Raw genomic sequence first — 20,226 nt, 5'->3', positions numbered from 1 at the left:
GCCGCGAGGCGCAGAATAGATCCCAGCCAGGCAGAAGTCCGAGGCGATCGCAACCGCGCGCGGCCGGGGCGCGAGCAGGCCCGAACTCGTCATGCACAAAAGCGTGGGCCGCCTGAGCGACGGATCAATGCGCAGTCCAGACGCTTCGCACAATGGCTGAGCGCCAGCTTCAGATCGCCGTTGACCGTCCGGATGCTGACGCTGAGCCGCGCGGCCACCTGCTGCACCGGCTGACCTTCGACCGAGATGCTGTGCAGTATCTCGCGGGGCCGTGCCGGCAGCTCGGCTAGTGCCCGCTTGAGCGCCTCGATTTCGGAGCGGGCCTCGACGATTCGCGCGAGATCCGCCCTGTCATCGCGGATCTCGAGCAGCGCGTCGCTTTCCGACGTACTGAGGCGACGACTTTGCGCTCGCTGACGGTCTTTCGCGATATTGATCGCGATCCGGAAGATATAATCCGCGGGGCTGCGGAGCGAGACCCCCTCCGTCACACGATCGAGGCGCAGGAACGTCTCGTGCAGCGCTTCACGGGCGAAATCAGACGATCCCAGACGCCGCGCCAGGTCCCTGACGAGGTCGTCATAGTTCTCGACAAACTCACCACGCAACCGCGCCCGGTTCGTCTCTATCATGTGTTGCGGCCCCACCGTTCGCCCCGACAGGCTCGCTTGGATCGGCTCAACGGCGCAACGCCTGCTTTTCCGATTCTGTAAGATATCGATCGCCCAGCTCGTTGACCGAGCCCGCACCAACCACCTGGATCGGGCTGCTCGCGTCGTAGCTGTGCTGCTCGCCCTGACGATTGCGCTCGTCTCGGCCGTTGCTTGGCTCATCACCATTGCCGCCTCCGTAGCCAAGCACTTCGACGATGATGATCGAGGGCTGATTGTTGTTCGACGGCGGTGGCGCCGTCGCCTGCTGGTTGGCTGCGGTCGTGTTGGATGCATTCGTCAACGCGCCCACCGGGGGCCCCTGCACGGCCGGAATGCCGGTCGCACTGCCCTGCGCTTGAATGTTCGCCGCGTTGACCACCTGCAGCGCCGCGAGGTTGACGTTGCCGGAGACGCGGATGCCGGCTTCGCCCGCATCGATGGTGCCGAGCGGCGCGATCAGGTCGATATTGCCGGGTGGTATCTCCGGGATCGGATTGAGGGTCGCGATACCGGCGCCGGTCGATGGCACCTGCGGCGCCAACGTGACGTTGCCATATCTGTCGTAGGTCCGCTTCGGCGGCGTATAGATCACCGTGGTCTTGGCACCGCGACCGGCGTTGATGTCGCCTTCCGCCGACCAGGCGACAATATCGCCCCCAGACGTGGTCATGACACGCGACAGGCCGAGCAAAATGCTGCCCAGTGAATAGATCTGAATGTCGCCCTCGCCCTGGGTGATCAGGCCGGCATCGGCGCCCGGCGCCAACCCTTCCGTTCCGAGCGTGACCTTGCCGCGCGGCGCCAGCAGCTGGACGCTGCCCCCGAAATCCGTGTGCACGTACCCGCTTTGGGTTTGGTAACTCGCGGTGCCGGGCGTGCCCGTTGCAGCGGTGAACATCGTGATGTCGCCACCATACGTGGCATTATCCGGGAATAGCGCCGCGATCGCCTCGCGGCCGCGCAGATAGCTGCCCGGTCGTGGGCCGCTCGCATCATTGTACTCGCGGCCACTGGCGGTGAGCTCGGCGAAATAAACGACGCGATCGAACACCGCCTGCTGGCTAAGCGACAGAGTGCGGAAGAACGCCAGCGCCCCCGCTTGGTCGCCGGAATAGCTGTAACGGTTCTGCAGCCAGACGGAGAGCATGGCGTTATAAGTGAACTTGCGCTGCTGATCCTTGCTCTGGCCGAGGAAGTATGCAGCGGCGTCGCCAGGAGTGCCCGCGTAGTTCTGCGTCTTCTGCAGCCAGGCGTAGAGCAAGGGATCGGTCGGATACTTGTCCCGCTGCGCCTTCGGCAGCGCATTGAAGAAGGCGAGCGCCCCGGAATCGTCTCCGGTATAGCCGGCCTCGACCTTCAGCCAGCCGCTGAGATCATGCACCGTCGCAACCGTGTCCGCCGTCTGCATGGCCTTGCCGGTCTGATCCGCCAGCGGCCTGGTGGGATCGGCGGCATGGGCCGGGTCGAGATAGCGGCTCGCGAATCCCGCCCAGTCGACCTGACCGACGCCTGGCGTGCCTGCACCGACGCCGGCCTGCAGCACGACGCCGGCGCCGGGCCGCGTGTCGCCATCCAGCCTGGCGCCGATGCTCTCGATCGCGGCAGACGCCCCTTGGTAGATCGTTTTCCCCGCAACCAGTTCGAGCGTGCCAGGCCCTGCAATCTGCAGCCCTGGCTTGCCGGAGTCCGTTATTCTGCCTGCATAGATGATGTTTCCAGCCGCAGCTACGGTTGAAACGTCGGTCGGGTCATCGTGCAGAATAAGCCCTTGCAGGTTGACGATGTCGCTGCCAGCCAGCATCCGCAGCGACTTTGCTGCCTGATAATAGTCCGTAGAAGCGAGACGGCCGTCGATGTATTGGCTGTCAGTGTAGACTTGGCCATAGACGATACCGGTGATGTCGCCGTTTACGGCGTAGATGTGCGACGGATCACCGTTGCCCAGCGCGCTCTTGTCTTGCGCCGTGTTCGCCCCGAAGACAAAGGGGTATCCACCGGTCGCGTAGCTGTAAACATCGGAACGATAGTCGACCACACGCGCGCCGCTCCAATAGTTGGAGGCGACGATTTCCAGCGAGCCCATCGGGAGGTTGGGGTTGCTATCATCTCGCAGGATCGCCCAGGCCGGCCGAAATGGTCTCGCCATTGCCGACGTCGATGTCGCCAGCGGCCCCACGACGCCACCCGCACCAAAGATCGATCCTTGCGCCAACAATTCGAACGCCCCATCGGGCGACGGCAGCAGCAGTCCTTCGGGGGGACCATAGATGCTGCCATTCGCAGCGACGGCGCGCAGGATCGGAGGCAGGAACGTCGTATTGCTGTTTGTTGTTACACGCGAGTCAACTGCCCCAAACGAACCACCGGCCGCGAAAAGATTGACGGCCGTCGCGTCCTTCCACAGCGTGAACCAACTCGCGCCTTCGCCATTGTAGCTGCCATTGCCCGCGTCAGTCCAAGCTGTGAGCCCAACGCGGCCGGGATCGAGAATCCGCCCCATTGCAAGATCGCCGCGCGCGCGGAGGTCGATCACGCCATCTCCCGGAGCGAACGATCCTCCGCTCATTCCGGCTACACCATAAGGTGTCAACGGATCGAGCGGCCGCGGATCCGCCCAGCCGTCAAAACCAAAATTTATCCCGGCCAGGCTGCCGAAATCTCCTGTAGTCACCTCCGTGTTGCCGCGCAGATCCACGAACTGATTGCCGCCGGTGCCGACATTGCCGGCTTTCACCGACAGCGTGCCGCCGCCCGTCTGCACAAGGCTGCCATCGGCCATCACGCGGCCGCTACCCCCGACAGCGACAAGAATGCCACGCCCTGCCGCGCCGATGGTGCCGCCCGCCTGCAGACTGACATTGCCGCCACCGAGCGTGCCTACACCGGAAAAGGCGGACAGACTCAGCACCGCACCGCTATCCGCATTCGCCGTATAGCTGCCGAAATTGACGCCCCAGGCTGTGCGCTGGCCGATTTCGTAACCGCCCTGGCGCCACAGCCAGCTGCCAACCTCGGTCGTGGCCGACGTGAGCGTGCCGCCGATATCACCTTGCGCAACCAGCAGGAGATCGCCGCCATGCTCGGCGTAATACATGCGCTCCGAGCCGAGCGTTGCCTCATAGGCGCTGTTTACGGTCCCGAGCACCGTGTTATCGGACAATTTCCCGCGGCTCGGATTGTAAGGATCGTTTGCTGCCGTACCGGTTTCAGCAATGGCGGTGCCGGCGGTGTAGACGCCGAACAGAGTCCTCTGGTCGTAATTGCCGCCGGCAAGGATTTCGAGGCTCCCTGTGCCGGTGCGCACCACGCTGACGCCAGGTGTCGGCGTATTGATCGTGACCGAGTAGGGATCGTTCAGCACCACATTGCCGGAGCCTGCGAGAGCCTCCGTCGATTGCAGAGCGCGGCGGTCGGCGCTCGCGAGATCCGCACCGCCCACAAACCGCATCGACCAGGATTGCGTGCCCGCCGACAGCATCGGCGCAGTCGCCCAAACCTGACGATCGCCCGGCCCCGTCAAGCTCGTTACTAGCGTGCCTGCAGGCAGAAGCGTCCCAATGGGCAGCTTGGTATCCTTGCCGAAGGTATAACCGCCGAACACGTAGAGATCCGTCCCTGGCAGCAATACGGCGGCATCTATCGAAAAATATCTGAAATCATTTAGCATTATCCCGCCGGTGAAATAGACGCCCATCTCGATGATGGTGCCCGCTGGCCACGTCTCGACAGGAAGATTGTCACCCGGGTTATAGGTTTTGGTCGGTGTGATAACTCGGCCGCCGTGCAATGTTCTGACTGCTCCTCGCGGCACCGTGTAATCGTCGATCAGGGTAACCTGGATCGGCATGGCATGATCACTTGTCGGAGTTTCGATGACCATCGAACCGGCGTCCAACGGCAGCGACAGATTGATCTGGCCGTCACCAGGAAGGGACGAATTAGCAGCGAGCACCACCCCGTCCTTGGTGACCGTGTAGTCCGCCGAAAGGATGCCCTGAGCCAGCACCGTCAGTGAGTCCGGCGACACTGGCGGTTTGGCGAAGCCGTCATTGATGCTGCCATTGATCTTGAGATCGGCGCCGGCGCGAACCACGAGCACGCCGGGCTCGCCCCTTGCGAAGCTGGACGAATTGCGGTCGCGGACCGATTGAGGACCATAACGATAGCCGGCAAAATCAAGATCGCCCGACGTCGAAAGGCTGCCGTTCGCCGTGGCGCTGGTGATCTCCACGCCTGGACGCAAATGGAACGTCGAACCATACGCGAGCAGGCCTGTCAGTTTGCCCTGCAATGCGTCGGTCAGCACGCCTGCCGCCACATCGTTGCTGTAAGCGGCTTTGATGAACGCGCTGCTATCCTGGTCAATCAGGTCGAGCCAGGCCTGGCTGATGATCTGGCCGTTGGCGTCATTGGGGTCTGCCGGCGCGTTGTCATAGGTCGCGAATGCGTTGACAGCGATGCTGGCTGCGCCAACAATCGACAGCTTACCCGTCGCAAAAACTGCAACATCGCCACCGTTGGCGTTGGCCGGCGCATTCGCTCCGGTGGCGCTGGCGATGGTCGAGCCCAGCCGCGGAGCATTGATCTCGAGCTTGCCACGCGCCACACCGTCCGGCGAACGCATGTCCATGCTCGCGTTCTGCATCAGGGTGACGGCGCCCTGCGACGACGTCAGTTCAATATGCGCCGTATTGTTTGCCTCGATCGGCGCGCCATAGCTGTCGGTCTGCAGCACGATGCCGTGTGCGTCGAGCGCGGCATTCGACGTGAGCGTGAGGTCACCACGCGCGGAGAGCCGGATCGTGCCGGGTTTCGCGCCGCTGGCGTCGATCCGACCATTGACAGTAAGGCTGCCTTGATCGACGGAAACCGTCACATAGCTCGCCTTGACCTCGTCACCGATGACGAGGCTGCCTTGCCGCAAGTCGAAACTGCGTGCCCCGAAGACGCCAGCCGTATTGAGCTTGACGTTCAAGGCGGCGAAATCACCGAATTCCTGTGCGGCAATGGTGAACTGACCGCTGTCGAAGCCGGCCGTCGCCGATCCCCTGATCACGCCACCGAGCGCCACATGGCCATGCGCAGCATCGATGGCTTTCGCCGTGATCGACCCCGCGACATTGTTCACGGCCGAGATGTCGATCACAGACCGCGCGTTCTGAACGATGTCGCCGCTGGTGCTGCTCATCGTGAGATCGCCGCCCCAGCTGAACTTGGTGGCGTCGAAGAACGCGATGCTGCGTCCGGCGAGATCGATCGCGGCATTGCCGCCGAGCTCGACGTCATTCGCGGCACTCAGTGTGAGCTTGCCGCTCGGCAGCGCCACCGCCGTGTCGAGAACGACGCTGTTGCCCATGAACGAAACCGTGCCGCCGAGATCGGTTATCTGCGAGGTATTGGCGGCCGGCGCACCAGCCGGCGCGACGACGCGGATTACGCCACCGGCATTGTAGGCCATGGTCGCGCCGTTCGCAGCCGTCACAAGCGGCGTCGTCAGCGCGAGATTGCCGCCCTGCAGATTGCCGGCGCTGTCCTTTGACAGACCCACCGAGAGCGTGCCGTCGCTGTTGGCGGTGATCCTGTCGCTCGCACTGAGGTTCACGGCTGAAAATCCGAGCACGAGACGGTCGAGGCTTGCACCGTCGGTCGGCCGGCTGTGGACATCGTAGCCGAAGATGATGTCCGCGGCCGCAATGTTGAGCGCGCCAGCACCTGTTCCCGGTCCGCCAGGCAAAACCGGATCCGGTGTCTTGCTGGCGTAAGGATTGGCCTGGGTGCCGTTGCCGGTCCGCACGCCGTTCCACACCAGCGTATCGGCGGCGATGCTGGCGGTGTCGCCAGCGCCGCCCAAGCCGTAGACTGCCGGCGTGTTGATGACGAGCTGCACGTCCTCACGGCCCGCGGACCGGCCTCGCGCGTCGAGCGCAACGCTGCCGATCAGGTTGAGTGACCCGCCGATTGTCAGCGTCAACTGTTCGAGCGCCGGCACGCCGGCGCTCGACGAGGGATGCAACAGCCTGTCGAGCGCGCTCTGCGTCAGGTTCCAGCCGGCCGGCAAGACGCCTGCGGCCTGGGCGGCCGCCAGCGAGGTATCGGTGCCGGCATTGATGACATTCTGCGAGACGGTGAGATAGCGCGCGCCGAGGTTGACATCCCCCATGGTCAGGGAGCCGGGTGCTGCGAGGACAACACTGCCCTCGGTCAGCAACGAAGCGCCGCTCTCGACGTTGATCGAGCCGCTACCGACGACAGGCAGGAAATTGTACCGGCCGTTCGCCACCACCAGCACCGCCGGAGCGGTCGCCGGGTCACTCGTATCGATACCTATGTTGCCGTAGAGGTAGCCGAACGTCGAGTCGAGACCGCTTCTCTTCAAACCGCGGGTATCGATCAGCGCACCGCTGGAGACATTGATGATCTTTCCAGCAACGAAAACCTGGCCAGCACGGACATCGGCTCCGCCAAGAATATTGACCGGATCGCCGGAGCCGGAGAAATAAACGCGTGCGCCGGTGCCGCTCGCATAGGTGCTGTTGGTGTACGACGTATAGCCACCAAGAATCAGCGTGGTCGGGTTGAAGGCATTGATGTCGTCGCTTGAGATAGATGCATGCCCAGCGATGGGCGTGGCGTCGGGGGCGGTGATGTCGAGCGCGATACCACCAGCCGATCTGATGGTCAGCGAGCCATCGATGCCGCCCTCGGCGCCGTTGAACAGCGCGGTACCTGCAAAGGACAGCGATTTCGTGCCATCCGGGGCAACACCAAGACGGAGTTCGAGAACCTTGCCGTCGTCCGGCAGACGCGGACGCACGGCGCCGAAGGTCGCCGCCTGCGCGCGCGCGAAATCGGCATAGCTGGTCTCGTTGTATTGCGAATAGCGGCGCGCGTTCTGACCGGAGGTCAGGATCAGGCGTGTCGGCAACGCATTGCGGATGCCGCCGTTGGCGACACCGAGATACCCCGACGTGACGACGGACCCATTGTCCAACACCGTTGGGGCGACGACGTTCGTTCCGGTCGCGCCGAGCTCCACGCGATAGCCGCCCGGCAACAGCGCATAGCTTGACGGCAGCAGCGTGTAGGTGCCGGCCGGCAATCCAGATGAACCCGCGGGAATGGTGATTTGCTGTCCGATCGCCGGATCACCGGCGCCGTTGGTCGCAATCGCCGGTGCATAGTCGGAGGCATAACCGGGCAGGATCGCGTAGATCTTATTGCCCGCCGAACTATAGATGTTTGACGGATTGGCATTGACCAACGGGGTCTTCAACACGTCGACCGAGCCGCCGCGTCCAGTGACGAATCCTGCACCGGTGAGCCGCCCTCCACCGGAGAGATCAAGCACCGAGCCCGGCTCACCTACGACCGAAGCGGCATTGACCGAGACACCCGTGACGATGCACGAAGCACCACTGCAATTATAGTTGGTCGCGCTCAGATCCTGCAAGGTGCCGTCGATGCCTTGATAGCTGATGCCGTCGCTGGTGCCGCCGAAGGGAAGCGTCAATCCGTCCGCGCTGGCCGAGGTGATGCTGCCGCTGCGGAACGTGACGCGCGCCGGTGGCGGTACGGACACGACAACACCAAGGTTGTTGTTGAACCAGATGCTGCCCAGCGGCGCACGAACCACGCCACCTTGATCGATATTGGCGGCAATGAAGACAAGGTTCCCGAACACCGAAGCCGGCAACGGCGGCGGCGTGTCGTCATTGCGGCGGATGGCAAGAAGGGCATCGGGAGCATAGACGTTTGTGTTCTGATATTGCCCGACTCTGATGACGGCCGACGCACCGCTGAGTGGATAGATCTGGTCCGCCGTCAGCGTCAGATTGTCGACGTCGAGACCACCGTTGCCGAACCGGATGTCGCCGCGGCTTTGCAGCGCCACCTGATGGAAGCCGTCCGCGTCGAACGGACGCCCCGCGGAGCCGCTGTCCAAAACTCCGCTGCCCTGCGTGCCGGAGGTTCCGAACCGCAGGTAACCATAAACATCGATCAGATCGGCAGCGACCGTAAAACTGCCGCCTTCAGCCAATTGCCGGCGGACCCTAAGATCGTTCAGTCCAGGGGAATAGCCGGCCTCGACTTGCGATTTTGCCGCATCATAAACGCTATCGAGACGAACATAGGGAGCAGCCAGGCGGATCGTGCTGTCCGGCCTGTCAGGGGCTGCGGCAATCACTCCGCTCGAAAGACGAATGCTGCGCGACAGCGTGAGATCGACATTGCCGTCGAAGACAAGAAGGTCGCGGGTGTAGAGCGACAGGGAGCCGAAACCGCCGCTCTCGACCTGATCGACACCAATGACGGTGCGGCCGAACTGCAAGGCGGGGTCGGCTTGCCCCGGCGCGAGATCGGCGCTCAACCCGCTGCCCGGCGCATGCTGCACGACGAAGATGTTGCGCAAGGTCCGGAACGCCTCGGCGAGGTCACCTATGGCGTAGGGCGCTGCCGCGCTCGGCGTTCCGAGACTATACCCGCGTCCTGCCGTCACCAGGTTGAGCGTGCCGCCCGCAGCGCCCTGCCCACCCGCCGCCGCGCGCAAGGTGCCGTCGATCGCGATGCCGAACGCGGAGTAAAGCGAAATCGACCCGGCATCGCTCGCTGCGGCTGTCGGCGTGAAGCCCTTGCCCGAGGCGACATCGACCACCGCCAATGCCCCGGATGCATCGATGAGCGCTCCGGGACGGATGATCACGAATGCATCGCTGACAACCGGATAGCCGTCGTTATCCATGGCACCGGTGCCGCCGATGCGGACGGTGCCGCCATTCGGCACCGCCGCGTAAGCAATGCCGCGCTCATCGCGGCCAATGGCGTCACGCGCCGAGACGTCGAGCCTCGCACCGCTGCCGATCCAGATCGAGCGCGTCAGGCCGAATTCGCCATAACCGTTGTTGTATCTGTTATCCCCCGCTACATCCTGAACACTCGTGATCAGAATGTTGCCGGCCGGTGCCGTGATTGCGCCATCGATCACGCTTTGACGGTTGGCGAAGATCGATACCGATCGTCCGGCGTCGACCGTGATGGAGGCCCCTGCGGCGAGCGTGAAATCGTGCAGGCTCGTCAGGCTCACATCGGCGCCGACGCGCTGCGTTGTCGTATGCGCCCTCGAATCGACGAGATAGGCGGGCGGCAGCCACAGTTCCGCGGCATCCGTGATGCGCGCGCCGGTGGGTGCCGCAGCGCTGCTGTCCGTAAAGCGATAGACCGGCACCTGCGCGTCAATGTGCGCGCCTTGGTTGATCTCGACACCGGTGTTGCTGGCGATGCTGTAGCTGGTGAAGCCGGTCTGGAACAGCTTTTCGCTCAGGACCAGCGAACCGGCAGACGACGCTGCGCTGCCAACGGCGACGACCTGGCCTGCGCTCAGCGTCAGCACGCCGCCGCCATTGAAGCCATAGGCTCGGATATCGCCATCCAGGACCAGCGGTTTGGTGATGTCGATGCCGAAGATGGCGCTGAAATGCGAATAGTCGTTGGTGAGGAGGCTGACGTTGCCGCCCGTTCCGCCGCTGGTCTTGCCGTTTGCGAGGATGGCGCCGCCGGAGGAGACATCGACGAGGCTGCCGCTCGCAAGCGTGACCCTGCCGGTGGTCGACACGGCGAGCGCGCCGCCGTTCATGTATGCAAGGCCGGTCAGATCATCTGGACCGGTCAGCGCGTTGGTCCACAGCCCGGTCAGGTCAATGGTGGCGCCGGAATCGATGGTCACCGAAGGTGTGCCGCCTGCGGTCAGCGCCCACCATTGTTCGTTCTGCCCCACTCCCAGCAGCGCATGCATGATGTTACCGAGCAGGACATTGCCGCCATGGGCGGTGATCGGTGCATTGATGTCAATTGCCGGCGCCGCGAAGGTGACCTGCGCCCCCGGAGCAAACACCAGCGGAGCATTGACGGCGATCTTGTCGCCGGTGGCGACATTGAGACCGCCAAGGCCGAAGCCGCGCAGCGTCGGCGCATCGAACCAAGCAGTGCCGCTGCGGTTCGACGGCAGCGCATCGGTTACACCAAGACCGTTGGTGATCGACGCTACGTGGTCGAACTTCACGTCGGTGTTGTAGGCGCCGGTGAGGCCGAAGCCGGTGTACTGCCCCAGCGCGAGCGTACCCGCGAGCGGCACGGCGTTTTGCGTCAGCTTGTAGCCGTCGGTGACGCCTGCCGGGCGCTTCGCAGTCTGCCGCTCGCCATCGATCACGTCGGCGAGGATCGTGCCCTCGAAGACCGCGGTGGGGGTCGACAGGTTGAGCCGGCCGGCATCCCGCCCCACCGTATAGCCGTCCTCCCAGCGCGCGCCGCCCTTGCCGAACGGACTGAGATAGACCTCGACGACGTTCCAATGCGCGTGGTTGACCACGAAGCCGTTTGCGATCGCCGTAAAGGTCAGGTTGGCCGGGGCGTTGTTGGCATTGTAGATGCGGCCGTCGCTGCCGAGCAGATAGGTCTGCTGCACGAGGCCGCCCTCATACTGCACCGAACCGCCGGAGATGTTGAAGGTCGAGCCCCGCTGCGCCACCACCTCCGGCGCCGCCAGCGTGATGCTGCCGCCGACCGCGGTCCATTCGCCGATGTTGTGGCGGGTGTTGTTGAGATAGCCACCAACCTCGAGCAGGCCACCGGCGGTGTAGTAGCGATCCGTCGGATAGCCACCGGTGGCGGCCGGCACGAGGGTCAGATCACGCGCGTCGATCCAGACGTTCTTGTTGATGAGCACACCGCTGTCGCGGTTCTGCGGGCTGTCGCGCAGCTCGTTGCCTTGGATGTTGACGTTGATCGCGTTTGCCGACACCGGCAGTACGGTGCCGACAGTGCCGGAGACGTCGATCACCGATCCGTTCTCGGCGAACACGCGCTTGCCGGCAGACGCCGCCACCTGCCCGCCCTGGGCCATGGTCAGCGAGCCGTTCTGGAAGTTGACGGTGCCGCCGGTGACGATCTCGATGCGCGACTGATCGGGACGATCCGCCAGTGTCGAGAGATTGTCGAATTGGCCGCTGGCCAGTCCATTGGATCCGGCCGACGCCATGAGAGCATCGCGCTGTGAATTGAACGCGGTCGGGCTGGTATCGATGCCCGGAACCAGGGCCGTGGCGGCGTCGGTCTCCGGCAGGATCAGGCTGATGCCGTTGCCGGTCAACGTGACGCTGCCGGTGGCGTCGGATGCCGAGTTGAGCAGATGGATGGTGCCGCGCTGGTTGACCGAGGTGGTCGACAGCAGAATGCCGCCCTGGGTAACCGCATGGCCGGTGAGCGTGATGTCGCCCTGCTGGGCCAGGACGAGACCGGTGTTTGTGACGGTGCCGCTGGCGCTGCCGACGAAGAACAGCGGAGCAATCTCGGTGCCACGGGTGGTGGAGTACTGGTTGGCGTCGGTACCGAAGCCTTTGCGCAGGACGAAGGCATCGCCAGCCGCAAGCTGGGTCTGCCCCTTCGGGGTGGTGATGGAGCCGGCGTTATCGACCTCGGTGCCCATCAGCAGCACGGAACCGCCGCCGGACTTGGCTGAGGCAGGCGCGTTGGTGGTGATCAACGCACCCTGCTCGACCACGACCTTGCCGCCCGCGCCGGTGAAGCTCGGCAAGTACACGCCGCCGCTTTGCGCCGAGTAGATGCCGCTTGCCCGGAATTGAGCGTCGGTGATGTTCGCACTCGACGCGATCAGGGACCCGACATTGACCTGACTTGCACCCCCGAAGATGATGCCGTTCTGGTTGATGACGAGCACCTGACCATCGGCCTTGATGTTGCCGAGGATCTGACTCGGCGCTGTGCTACCGACCACGCGGTTAAGCGCGGTCCAGGAATTGGGGCCATTGGCGTTGTTGCTGCCGCTCTGATTGAAATTAAGCGTCGTTTGCGTACCGACGTTGAAGCTTTGCCAGTTAAGAACTGCCTGCGGTGCAGTCTGATCAACCGTCACGGTGGTGTGGCTGCCGCTCGCCGATTGCGTGGGCAGGTTGGCGCCCTGCCACAGACTGGATCCAGGCTTAGCGCCCGGCGCGACCTGGAGGCCGCCCGCCGCGAGGCCATTGGGCACAGCAACCTGCGGCAGGGCAGTCGAGCGCTGTGACGCTGCGGCGGCGCTGCGGGCAGCCGCCTGTGCCGCCTGCAGCGCCTGAACAGCCTGGCTCGCCCGCGTCAGCGCGCTCTGGCTCTGCTTGGCCGCTTCCATGGCCCGTTGCGCAGCGGCAGCGGCGGCATCGCTGGCAATGGTCGGCGCGGCCATCGTCGTAGCCGAACTGCCGAAAGGCCGCGCCGCGGCGCTGTCGATTCCGGTCAGCATCAGCGCCAGCACGCTCGTTCCGGCCAGAAGCGTGGTGCGCGACGTCAGCCCATCCCGCAGCAGTCGGGGAACCGACACCGCCCGACGCAGATTGGGACGCGGACGACGACCGCGACCGACTGGACGACAAGACATGTGGCGCCTCTCCTCAGCACTAACCTGGAAGTGATCCCGCGGAGGATGGCCAACGCAGCGACTTGCACTTCCCATCGGCTAGTTGCTCTGGAGAGGACGAGACCGAAATCGTCCTTTATGAAACTTTCTTGACAGACACGATCAGCTCAGGACGACGACACCGCCGGGCAAGGACGTGACGTGCGCGCCGAATGCGTTCTGGAACTTGCCGACCACCTCGTCGAGCCTCGCAAGATAAAAGCGACCATTGACCGGTCGCCGCCCCAGTGCATCACCGAGCACGATGATCCTGCCGCGACGATATCGGTTGATCTCGGCAATCACATCGACGAGCGGCGTATCCTGAAACAGAAGAAAGCCATCGCGCCAGGATGTCACGATCGCGGCATCGATCGGCGAGACCGGACCGAGCCCGGCATGCGAAAACACAACTCGATTCTGGCCGGTCAGAACGACTGAAGAAGACAAGCATGCGACACGCACTTCTCCATCGAGACACGTCACACTGGCGGTGTCGCCATCCCGCCGGATGCTGAACTCCGCGTTGGAAGCCAGGGCTTGTCCGCTTCCAGCGAGCACTTCAAGCCGATGCGCTTTCGCCTTGACCACGCTTTCACCCGCGATCAGTTCGATCCGCTGCAGGTCGCCGACCGCAGAACGCAGCCCGATGCTGGTCTGCGTGTTCATCTGGACCACGACGTCGTTCGCAAGGGCAACCTGTCGCTGCTCGCCCGTGGCCGTGCGAAAATCAGCCCTCAATTCCGAAATCGACGGCCACAGGCCGAGCGGCGGATAGACCGCGGCGTACGCGGCGGCCGATGCAGTTGCGGCTGCCGCCCCCGCGATGAAGGCACGACGGCCGAGCCGCATCGATCCCCGGCCGGATGAAACCGCTGGATGTTCGAGAGCGTTCGGATCGAGCGCATTCTTGCCGGCCGGGCCAACGGCCTGCCACAATCCCCGCATGTCCCTGAACGCCTTAGCGTGCGCCGGATTCTGTCCGCACCATTGCTTGAACGCCGCCACATCATCGGTGGTCGCAACACCGGGCTTGAGTCGCAGCATCCACGCGATGGCTTCGCGCTGGTGCTTTTCGATGTTGCTATGCGGTGTCATTTCAGCGACTTCGCCTCTCGCGCCGGCACAGTGCTCTGGAGCTCTGCTACCTGCTTAGTCGATTCCAGCGGCTTGGGACCGAAACGTCTTATGACCGGGCGTTCCATGCGGCCTGCACAATACTCAATTGCGCGCTTCAGCTCGATTTCGACCATGCGGCGGGACAATCCCAGTGAATCCGCAATGGTCTGAATCGGAAGTTCCTGAATGCGAGCCGCAAGCAGGATCCCCCGCCTGCGCGGGGGCAAATCCTGGATGATGCGCTCGAGCTTCTGGATATCGAGCAGGGCTTCAACGGTCTCATGCGGCCCTGCTGCTTCGTCCGCAAACTCGATGGCGGCCTCGATCTCCAGACGGCTGGCATGGCGACCTTCCGTCCGCCTCAGAGTGGCGGCCATATTGAGAGCTATGCCGAACAGATAGGAATCCGGCTGAGCCACGGATTTGGTTCCGTCGGATTGGCTCAACTGGAGCCACGTCTCCTGCAGGGTTTCCCGCGCCAGGTCATCCGAGCCGAGCCGGCGCCTCAACCGTGCACGGAAGCTGTCGTACCTGACCAGAAAGCGCTGGCGCAGCGCGTCCCAACTCGTTTCGCTCACGAGACTGATACCCCCGCCCCCGCCAAGACCTTCCCGAACGGCGATGTACCGCCAGATGTCACCCTGCGAAAGCCACTACCATCCATTTCAGCGGCCGTTAATTCCTAATGACTCCGCGCACAAGTTCGGGCAGCTCCGGACGGTTGCGGAAGAATTGCGATCATGATCGGCTGCTGAAGATCGGCAGGTGGCGGAACGCCAAGAGACACACCATCAAGTTTCCGGGCAATGATGCGGTCCCGCCGTTCATCCCCCGTGGTCCCGACCAGACTCGGTTGCCGAATCTGACCATCGGTCGCAATCGAGAACTTCAGCACGGCGCGATAGCGACCCGGTCGGACTTGCTCGTCGTCACACAAAGCGCGCTCAAGGCCGGCCTGGATCACGCCGAAGTAAAAGCGGTTCGCGCCCTTCTCCGGCGGCGGCGCCATGGCCAGGGCAGCCGAAGCTTGTACCTGTTCGATGGTCACGGCGTCCTGCGCGATGGAGCGCGCCGACAGGCGCGTCCCCTCGAGCAGCAATTGCAGCGCCTCGAACGCCGTAAACGTCCCCACCACGGCCGTCGACCTGCGCTCGTGGGCGATTGCGCTGTCGTAGAGCGTTTCGATGCCCGTCACGCCGCTGTATGCTTGCAGAGCACTCGCAAGCGGCTGAGCCGGAATATTCATCGCAAACTTGCGCGAGGCCGAGACTGATGTTGTCGTGCTGCCTTCATCAGCTGCCGAGCCGTCCAAACCTGCAGCCGCAAGAAACGCGGAGAACACCACAAGACAGGCACGAACAGCCGTAAGGCTGCCCGGATGGTTCACTGAGCGCACCGCAACGAAAGCCCCTTCGAAAACAGGCCATCAGCCTCTGTCTTGATCTAGTTACAGGGTTGACCGCGACAGTTATGTGACAGAGCCGCCCCGCTCCGCTGGACTCTGCCGGCCACGTCCGAGATTCTGTCTCCAAACTCTCGCCTAACCACGGACGACAGCCGCGCACCGTTCACCGTTGCCGGCTACTGGCTTTTGCCATCAACGCTTGAGCGGCCACGACCTGTTCTGCGAGCTGTCTCACCTCGAAATGAGCGCAACCGACGTCGAGATGCTTTTGGACCTCTGCTCTGCCGACGTTCCGGGCCTCGTGAGGAAGCGGTGCTTGAAACGAGCAGCGCCGCACAACGGGCGATATCTCGACGGTCAAGGCGTTCGGAATCTCGCCAACAGGTATCACCCACACGAACTTGGCGCGCCGCCTTAAGACGCCAGTCCGACACCGGAAAATAGACTCACAGCAGAAAGGCAAAGCCTGGAATCGCTGGGCAAAATGGACTCAAGTCCATCTTGGCCGGACAAAGTATTTGAAAACATTGGAGCGGGTGAAGGGAATCGAACCCTTGTATTCAGCTTGGAAGTCTTCGAATTTCTTCAATAATTCAAGATCCATTCCGATATTTTGCAGCCTTTTCGATGATTGAGATCACTACAGAATTTAGCGTTGTCGGAATCGCGGCCGTTGGTACCTGGGACCGGACCTCCGACCCCTCCACCAAGCTCGATCCCCTTCGATGAGGCCGAATGTTTGGGGGCGACATGGCTGCCTCAGGCGTTAGTGGTTGAAAGTCGTCAGCGCCGTCACGATGAGGGACAGGCCCGCAAACAGCAGCAGTACCAGGACAGTTTTTCGGAAGCTCTCGTCGTTGATCTTCCCGAAGAGTTTGAATCCTGCCCAAAGGCCGGCAACCATGAAGGGAACGCCCCATGCGTAGAGCGTCAGCGTGTCCCTGGTAATGCTGCCGGCAACTGCTTGCGATATCGAGATCACGACGAAGGCGACGAACCGCACGGGCTGGAATACCGCACGTTGCAGACCCGGGACCGCGCCATCGCCATCGCCATCGCAGGATTTGCCTCAATAGCTTTTGGCGTGCTGGCTCTGCTTCTCGTATTTGCGATTTGAACCCGTAAAAATACGGGGCCGAGTAGTCGTGGCACAAACTGCACTTTGCGCGGGAAACGTTCCCTGCCTAGGATAGACGCCCTCTAGGCAGGAGTTTCCAATGACATATGGTCTTCTGGATTCTGCTTCGAATGATGGCCCAAATCAGCGCAGCTCGCGTGTTTCCATCATCATTGGCTGGCGTCGCGCCCTAGCGGTGCTCTCCGAAACATCGGAAGTATTCTACCTAGGCCTGGTTGTTCTCCTCGGCTTGCTTCCGATCGCTATGACAGCCGCAGCCCTGCTTGGTTCTGAGGGTTAAGCAGCAACCTGGCTCGCGTCCCACACGGGCCGGTAGATGGCCCCAGCAACTAGCCTCCACTCGGCCCCCAACGAGTTGCTGGGGCCGCTTCCATTCCGCTACCGGAGTTTTCCGGATACCGCGATCAAGTGTTCTTTAAAGTGGCCCTGCGACGGTCTCGACGATAGCTGCGCTTGACCTAAAGAATTGCCTTCACGAAGGGCTGTTCATAGCAATGGACGTTGTCGCTGGCCTCCTCATCGGCGACCAGTATTTCAACAATGGCCATTACACGGACGGCGTCCAACGGATGGCTAGCCAGATGAGACGCTCCTTCGGAGTGTAAGCCCGCAAGTTCGATGCAACCCATAAGGGGCAAGATGAATCGGAGTGGCTTTATTGGTGTTGTGACGATTGTTGCAGGATGGTCTTTCTGCGGTCTGCTTGTGTCGGCGCAGGCTACGACGTTCCAAAGTTATCATTGCTCCGACGACACCCGATTCACCGTCGGATTCTATCCACACGACCCGCACGCATATGTGCATTTCCTCGATGGGCGAGAGACGTTTAGGTTGCGGAAACGGCTTGCGTTTTCCGGTGCGCGCTACTCGGCAAACCGCGTCGTTTTGAAGATCTCGAAGTCGGGTCACACCACAATCAAGCGTCCAAGGCGCCCAGAAACCGCCTGTGAATTGATGTCCACGCGTGGCAGCTAGCGCACGCCGATGCACATCACTGGCTTAGCTAACCACGAGCACACGGCCCACGCCTTGATGCAAAACTGCTGTGTGCTCAGGGTTTCGTCGAAGAGGCTTGCCCGCCCGTCACCTCGGAAATTCGCCTTACAATCCCGTCTAGCGCGGTGCGAACGGAATCGTTGGTATAGGGATCGTCTGGGTGCGGCGGAGACCCCTCCCTGTTGAAATAAGGCCGCTCTCCCATACGTCGTCCCCATTCGACGTCGGCTTGGCGGACAAGTTCTTCAAGGCGATCATCTGAGGCTAGAACCCGCTGGCAATAGTCGGCCAAGGCGCGGAGCCGCTGATCTAGGTTGTTAAGCAGCAGCACGCTTCCTTTGAGTTGGCGCGGTAGGAGTGCCTGCAATGCTCCCGTCGAATCGATAAGATTGCTTCGCAACCATGTATCGATCTCTATCTCGGCCGCCTGCACTCTGGAAACCGCGGAGCCGCCTTTCATCGCGCCCGGACCAAGCATCCGCCCGATGGCTTCCTTCGCCGTGAACTTTCGCCCTTGGCGGATTTCGCGTTCAAGTTCGGCTTCCGCTTTGGAACGCTTGTCGTCATCGCTCATCGAATTGCCCTTTCGCAAGCCCAAGGCCGGGTGCGGCAATGCGGCGGAAGCACACCCTTTCGCCTAGCATGTGACGCCGTCTCTGATCGCTTCGAGCCCGCCGTTTGAATACCGGCGATCGTGCGAGATAATGCCGCCACCGGCGTGTACAAGAGCACACCTTCACCCCCCCTTAACATGAGGGGGCGCTAAGGCTCGTCGAACGTCTCATTTGGCTGAGACCGTTCGTGACTTGTCCTCTCCGAGTTGCTGTCCTTGCGCAAGTCTGCGCTCCAACATGCCCATGACGGTGTTTATTGCGTCGAACGCTCTCGAATGGGAGTCGTCTCCTCCCAGATGCGTCAGATCGAACACCAGGATTTTCTGGCGCGCAATCGCACTCCTGTATGGTTCCTCCTCTGGATTGATGTCTCCCACACGGTTTGTCCCTCCCGAAATCGACTTTGAGATTTTTAGGGCGACATCATCCTGGGACAAGAACAAGCCGATGCGGGGGCGCCGGGAGCCCATTCCTTCGACAACGTTGATGAACTCGTCAAATGCAACGTCGGGCGCGACCATCGCTACGTTCTTCAGCTTCGACATCGTTCCCCTGCGCGGTGCTTTCACGCGGAGTGCATCAAGAGTCACCAGGCAGCCCATGAAGTGGCACACAAGGGTGATCTCGTTGACGCTGAGATTCAAGGTCACGACATCCAACAGCTGGGCCAACGACACGCCCGATTGCATCGCGACCTTGCGGTCGTGCTCATATGAACCAAGATTTGCCGCTCCCTGCGACGGCCACGAAAAAAGAACTGGAATAACTGGAAGCCCGCCGTCCTGGACGAACTGGGCGTGGCGGTACACCGCGTCATCGAAGCGATTGTTGACTCCATGAATGAAGATCATTGCCTTGCTGCGATGCTTTGACCTGGCCACGGTAGTGACGGCTTCTTCGAACGCGGCGCGATCCAGATAGTCCGCCGACGTGGTCACGAAGTCTTTGCGTGGGTCGCCTGGAGGGGATATCGGCCACTGTATTTCACCGACCGTACGAGAACCATCTGACGGAATGGAAATCGTGACTTGGCCAAACGCCAGCTCGTTCGACGCCTCTCGGCTAAACATCTCACCAGCGTCGCCGCTAGATCGAGCCCGCGTCGTTCCGACAAGGATGGGTACTTGCGTGGCGGCTTCGACCATCTCGTCGCTTGGCACCAGAACCCCTTGCAGGGGCCGGATCGAGCAAGAGCAGCAGGTCGAGACCGCCAGCAAGGCAATTGCAACTTGAAAGGAAGCGACAGTTCGGACCCGTCGATGCATCCGTCGTGCGCCTTTCCCGTTCGGCTGTTGTCGCTTCGCAGATCTATAAATCCCCGACTTTGCGGACGGCCCTCAGCTGTTCCGCTCGCTTATTCCGCTAAAGCAGGCGCCAAAATAGCCGGCGTAGAGCGGAGGCATTTCCAGATTCATTGAGTGGCCGACGCCCGGCACGACGGCAAGCCGGCAGTCAGGCATCGCCGCGGTCATCTTCTGAAGGTCGGCTAGCGCAATCCAGCCATCTCGCTCTCCCCAGACAACGAGATGGGAGTGCCTGATTTCGGACATCCGCCGCTCGAGCTCGCGGCTCTCCCGTTCGCGCGTGAGATTGACTGGGGTGCCAATCCAGACTCCTTCAGAGACGCCAGCCGTCTGATCCAGGATTCGCTCGAACAGAGATTGGATTGCCCCCAGTCCGTCGCGGAACTTGGGCACACCATTCGGCAACATGCTATCTGGAAGGAACAAAGATGATGCAGCCGTTGCCATCACCGCGCGCGTCAACTCACGGCTCGCCATCATCGCACGAAAAAGGTCGATCTGCTCTGCGTTGAAAGCCAACCCGAGGGGTGATCGCTCCCGATCTGCCGCACTATG

At 62.4% G+C, this 20,226-nt stretch carries 10 protein-coding genes; 1 reads left to right on the top strand and 9 read right to left on the bottom strand.

What is annotated here, in order from left to right:
* Nucleotides 1-89: 89 nt before the first annotated feature.
* From ACVISU_RS37910 to ACVISU_RS37885, 6 genes are all read right to left on the bottom strand, one after another.
* Entirely contained in the window at nt 90-632 is a 543-nt protein-coding gene (locus ACVISU_RS37910; protein WP_456710356.1) for an RNA polymerase sigma factor, read from the bottom strand.
* 46 nt (nt 633-678) lie between these two features.
* Nucleotides 679-12,942, bottom strand: coding sequence for a filamentous haemagglutinin family protein (locus ACVISU_RS37905; protein ID WP_456710985.1), 12,264 nt, complete (start codon nt 12,940-12,942; stop codon nt 679-681).
* Between the two features lie 276 nt (nt 12,943-13,218).
* Nucleotides 13,219-14,193, bottom strand: coding sequence for a FecR family protein (locus ACVISU_RS37900; RefSeq protein ID WP_456710355.1), 975 nt, complete (start codon nt 14,191-14,193; stop codon nt 13,219-13,221).
* On the bottom strand, nt 14,190-14,792 hold the full coding sequence (locus ACVISU_RS37895; RefSeq protein ID WP_456710354.1) for an RNA polymerase sigma factor: 603 nt from the start codon (nt 14,790-14,792) through the stop codon (nt 14,190-14,192). The genes ACVISU_RS37900 and ACVISU_RS37895 overlap by 4 nt, the downstream gene beginning before the upstream one ends.
* Nucleotides 14,793-14,896: 104 nt before the next feature.
* A complete protein-coding gene (locus ACVISU_RS37890; RefSeq protein WP_456710353.1) occupies nt 14,897-15,601 on the bottom strand; it encodes an STN domain-containing protein in 705 nt (234 codons plus the stop codon).
* A gap of 784 nt (nt 15,602-16,385) precedes the next feature.
* Nucleotides 16,386-16,622: a hypothetical protein gene (locus ACVISU_RS37885; protein WP_456710352.1), complete on the bottom strand. Its 237-nt coding sequence runs from the start codon at nt 16,620-16,622 to the stop codon at nt 16,386-16,388.
* A 753-nt stretch (nt 16,623-17,375) separates the two neighbouring features.
* Between ACVISU_RS37885 and ACVISU_RS37880 the strand changes: the two genes are divergently transcribed.
* Complete coding sequence (locus ACVISU_RS37880; protein ID WP_456710351.1) at nt 17,376-17,732, top strand: MliC family protein; 357 nt, start codon at nt 17,376-17,378, stop codon at nt 17,730-17,732.
* Between the two features lie 76 nt (nt 17,733-17,808).
* Here ACVISU_RS37880 and ACVISU_RS37875 read toward each other — a convergent pair whose 3' ends face one another.
* The 3 genes from ACVISU_RS37875 to ACVISU_RS37865 all read right to left on the bottom strand — a co-directional run bounded on the left by ACVISU_RS37875 (nt 17,809) and on the right by ACVISU_RS37865 (nt 20,190).
* On the bottom strand, nt 17,809-18,327 hold the full coding sequence (locus ACVISU_RS37875) for a hypothetical protein (RefSeq protein WP_456710350.1): 519 nt from the start codon (nt 18,325-18,327) through the stop codon (nt 17,809-17,811).
* Between the two features lie 207 nt (nt 18,328-18,534).
* Entirely contained in the window at nt 18,535-19,512 is a 978-nt protein-coding gene (locus ACVISU_RS37870) for an alpha/beta hydrolase (protein WP_456710349.1), read from the bottom strand.
* Between the two features lie 192 nt (nt 19,513-19,704).
* A complete protein-coding gene (locus ACVISU_RS37865) occupies nt 19,705-20,190 on the bottom strand; it encodes an alpha/beta fold hydrolase (RefSeq protein WP_456710348.1) in 486 nt (161 codons plus the stop codon).
* Nucleotides 20,191-20,226: the final 36 nt, after the last annotated feature.

The organism is Bradyrhizobium sp. USDA 4452 (assembly GCF_054063575.1).
The sequence above is the reverse complement of the archived record's forward strand: the minus strand, read 5'-3'. Positions and strand labels throughout refer to the sequence as shown.

Bases quoted from the DNA above. Each gene is read 5' to 3' on its own strand.
- ACVISU_RS37910 (WP_456710356.1), bottom strand. From the start codon at position 632: ATGATAGAGACGAACCGGGCGCGGTTGCGTGGTGAGTTTGTCGAGAAC.
- ACVISU_RS37905 (WP_456710985.1), bottom strand. From the start codon at position 12,942: ATGCTGACCGGAATCGACAGCGCCGCGGCGCGGCCTTTCGGCAGTTCG.
- ACVISU_RS37900 (WP_456710355.1), bottom strand. From the start codon at position 14,193: ATGACACCGCATAGCAACATCGAAAAGCACCAGCGCGAAGCCATCGCG.
- ACVISU_RS37880 (WP_456710351.1), top strand. From the start codon at position 17,376: ATGCAACCCATAAGGGGCAAGATGAATCGGAGTGGCTTTATTGGTGTT.
- ACVISU_RS37875 (WP_456710350.1), bottom strand. From the start codon at position 18,327: ATGAGCGATGACGACAAGCGTTCCAAAGCGGAAGCCGAACTTGAACGC.
- ACVISU_RS37870 (WP_456710349.1), bottom strand. From the start codon at position 19,512: ATGGTCGAAGCCGCCACGCAAGTACCCATCCTTGTCGGAACGACGCGG.